General features: G+C 70.9%; 2 protein-coding genes. One reads left to right on the top strand and one right to left on the bottom strand.

Translation table 11 applies throughout. The features are described from left to right. Positions 1 to 77: 77 nt before the first annotated feature. Entirely contained in the window at positions 78 to 1,430 is a 1,353-nt protein-coding gene (locus WH07_RS29300) for a cytochrome P450 (protein ID WP_107073657.1), read from the bottom strand. A 463-nt stretch (positions 1,431 to 1,893) separates the two neighbouring features. Between WH07_RS29300 and WH07_RS29295 the strand changes: the two genes are divergently transcribed. Then, positions 1,894 to 3,603 (top strand): S1 family peptidase, encoded by a 1,710-nt coding sequence (locus tag WH07_RS29295; protein WP_046506457.1) that lies wholly within the window; start codon positions 1,894 to 1,896, stop codon positions 3,601 to 3,603. The last annotated feature ends 148 nt before the right edge of the window (positions 3,604 to 3,751 follow it).

The raw sequence follows: 3,751 nt of genomic DNA, 5'->3' as shown, positions 1-3,751 counted from the left end.
ATCGCACGCACCAGACGCCGCCGGGCCCGCCCTTCGGGCGGACGACGCGACTTTGAAGACACGCCCTAGGCCCTGTCCTAGAAGGCGTCCGGATCGATCTTCCCCGTGACCAGACCGGTGAGGAACCCCCGCAGTGTGGACGGCGAATCCGCCACCTCCGCCTCCGCCGCCCGGTGTCTGCCCGTCCGCCGGGCGGGCGCGGGTGCCGGGATCTCGTAGCCGTCACGGAGCCGGTATCTGATCGGCAGGGCCCGCAGCCCGCGTACGAACGGTGAGGAACGCCAGGGGAGCTGGTCCACCGGTACGGCCAGTTCAAGCTGCTCGAACTGCTCGAACAGGCTCTCAAGGGCCAACGTCGTGATGGTGGTGGCGAGTTCGCGCGACGGGCACTGGCGCGGGCCGGCACCCCACGAGAGATGGGCCCGCGTACTGGTCGCCCTGTTCGCCGAAGTACCGTCCGCGAAGCGCGGGTCCGTGTGGGTGGCGGCCGTGGCGATCCATACGGGCTCGCCCGCCCGGATGATGTACTCGCCCAGCCGATGGTCCCTGAGCGGGAACCGCGGTACGAAGTTGGACAACGGCGGCTTGCGCAGGACGACATGGTTGACGGCCTCACGGATCATGCCCGCCGACAGGCTCGCCCGCGCGCGCCCGTCGCCGGTGATGATCTCCACGACCGAGTTGGCTATGAGGATGCCTCCATGGTCCGAGACCATCCCCATGAGCATGGTCAGTTCATGCGCCAGCTCCGAGGTCGTCAGATTGGGCTGGGCAGCCAGCATGTACGAGGGGAAGTCCTCGCCGGGCCGCCTCCGCTTCTGCTCACCCAGCTCGGCCATCGCGGCGAGCACCCGGGCGGAGGCCTCGGCCGAGTCCGGTCCCGCGTCGAGGATCCGCCAGATGTCCATCAGGGCCTGGTCGTTCTGGGATCCCGACGCGCCCAGAAGCTCGCCCGCGACCATCAGGGGCAGCGGCCGGGAGAACTGCGCGGCCAGGTCCGCCGTACCCGTTCTGCCGCCCTGTGCGATGAACCCGATGAGCTCCTTCGCGGTCCTGCGGATGTTCTCCTTGAGTCTGCGGGTCTGCGGATGGCCCGGATCCTGGAACGGTTTGAGGGCCGAGTCCCAGGCGGCCCGGTACTTGGCATGGTCGGAGCCGCCGCGCGCCATCATGTTCTCGGCCGTCAGCGCGGGGGCGACCGGCCAGTCGTACGGCACCCGGCCCTCGTTGCGGGCACGCCAGTGGTGCATGCCCTTGGGCCACAACGCGTCGTTCTGGAGTATGTACAAGGCTTCCGGATATCCCAGCACCAGCCAGACGGGCACACCCAACAGGTCCACGGGAGCAACGGCGCCATGCCGTTGGCGTAAGCGCTCGTGCACGATGTCCGGGCGGTCCTGGTACTCACGCCCGAGCAGCGGCTCCGGCATCAGCGACTCCAGGGTGATACCCGGGTAGTGGTTTCCACTGACTTGTTCCACGTCGATCTCTTCCTATGGAGCGGCTCGCCGCGCCATGGGCCACCTGACGGCGCGGCGGACCGTACGGTCCTCAACGAGTGCGTACACCTGCCTGGTTGGTGTGATCGCCGCCGACCGCCCGGTCCGTCGTACACGCTGCTCCGGCAAACGGCCCTTGCCAAGCCCGGTGATGTCAAAAGCTTAGGCAACAATTCGCAGGCCACGGCGCTCCACCGGGCCGGATCGGCCTCGGCGTGACCGCCCGGACCGCCTGTTCCGGCCACCGGTCGCGGGGCGCACGACGACACAACCCGTCCGCTCCCCGTCGTGAACACCGGACACCGGACACAACAAGTCAATCCCGCACCGGCCCCGGACTTTCTGGCCTGCGTGAGCCTATGGGCCGGTGGGAAGCACGAGTACGCTGCGCACCATGGGGGATGAACTGTCGGACATGTCCAACAGGCCTGTCCAGGAGGAGAGTTGGCGCGTACGGATCCGGGGGCCGGGCGGACAGGTGCTCGGCGCGGGGGTACTCCTGGGCTCCGACACGGTGCTGACCTGCGCCCATGTGGTCCCGGCCGGCACGTCCGTACTGGTGGACCTGGTGGGAGTGACCCACTCCGGCCCTGTCACCGCCCGGGCGATCGACGAGTGCTGGGTACCGGAGCGCGGTGACCATCTGTCCGGGCCGAGTGGGGACCTGGCGCTGTTACGGCTGGACCGGCCGCAGCCCGAGAAGTGGTCCGCGGTGCTCCACCGGCTGTCCCCGAGCTGGCACCGTGTGGTTCACACGTACGGTTTCCCGGACGGCCTGCACCAGGGGACCTGGCTGCGCGGGAGGCTCGCCGGGCTGAGCGGACGCGACGGCCGGGTGCAGATGTACCCCGTGCACCAGGGCGAAGTGGTCCGCCCTGGCTTCAGCGGCGCCGGAGTCACCGATGAACAGACCGGCCATGTCATCGGCATCGTGGTGGGCTACTACGTCGGCGCTAACTTCCGCCACTCCTATGTGATCCCCACCGAGACCGTCCTGCGGTATCTGCCCGTGGTCCGCACATGGGTGCACGGCGATTCCGCGGTCGACGAGAGCCTGGTCTCGGACAGTGTGCAGCTCACCGAGGACGCCGCCTTCGCCACCTGGCTCGCCGACTGGCTGCGCGGCGGCGACGCGTCGCCGGCCGAGTCCGCACTGGTGGAGCCGGGCGACCGGGCCCGGGTCATGACCGTACAGCGGGCCGTCACCCTCGCCGACCGGGAACTGTCCACCGCGGACCGTACGGACCGGGTCACCGGCGCCCCGCCGGGAAGCGTGCCCCTCGTGGGTTCCGTCGATCTCGCCGTCGATGTCACCCGCCAGTCCGCGGCCGGGCTGGCGGAGCGGGTGTGCGGGCGCATGGGTATCGACGCCGGTCCCGGCGAGCGGCTCACCGAGCGGCTGCGCGCGACGGTACTGCCCCTCACCATCGTGGCCGACGGCGTCGACAGGGCTCCGGATCCGGCGGCTCTGACCGAGCTGCTGGAACTGCTCGCCGAGCAGGGCAGCAGAGTGCTGATGATCTTCCACGCGGCCGACGAGGCGGTACGGCGCCTCGCCGTGGCCGCCCTGGTGTTCCGTTTCCGGCTGGGGGTGCTCGACCGGCGCCTGGCCGAGATCGCCGGTCTGGGCCGGCGCGAACTCTACGACCGCTGCGTCCTGCTGACCGCGGACGCTGCCGTACGGCCCGGACTGGAGGCCCTCACCACGGTGTACACCCTTCAGGAACGCGTGGCCGCACTGCGGAGGGCCGGCTCCGCGCCCGGCCGGGACGCCGTGGAGCTGGCGCGGCTCCAGGACGAGCTGGACGGCCGCGCGCACACCGCGGCCGGCGCCCGTACTCGTATCACCAGGGCCATCGGCCACCTCGACGACCTGCTGAGACGCCGGGACGTGCTGCGTGGACGGCTGGACGCCGTACGGCCGATGACGCGCGACCTGGACGCCGTCGAGGACCTGGAGCTGGCGGATCTCTACCGGCAGGCACATGACGGACTGTGGAAGGCACCGTGCGATCTGCCGGCCGCGGAGCGCGCGGTCGCGCGCTATCTGGCGGCGGTACGGGGGCGCCTGGACCGGGGCGGCGGGGGAGAGGACAGGCCATGACATCGTGCGCTCGGCCCGGCTGCGGCGGGACCCTCACCCCCACCGGCTTCTGCGACCGCTGCCTGCGGCGCCCGCCGCCCGCCGGACAGGCCCCCGCCGAGCAGGCCCGGCCGGCTTCGGAGGCGGCTCCCCGCACAGCCGGGAAGGC

This window comes from Streptomyces odonnellii (assembly GCF_000981895.1).
GTDB classification, from domain to species: domain Bacteria; phylum Actinomycetota; class Actinomycetes; order Streptomycetales; family Streptomycetaceae; genus Streptomyces; species Streptomyces odonnellii.
This window is presented reverse-complemented; position numbering and strand designations above follow the sequence as displayed.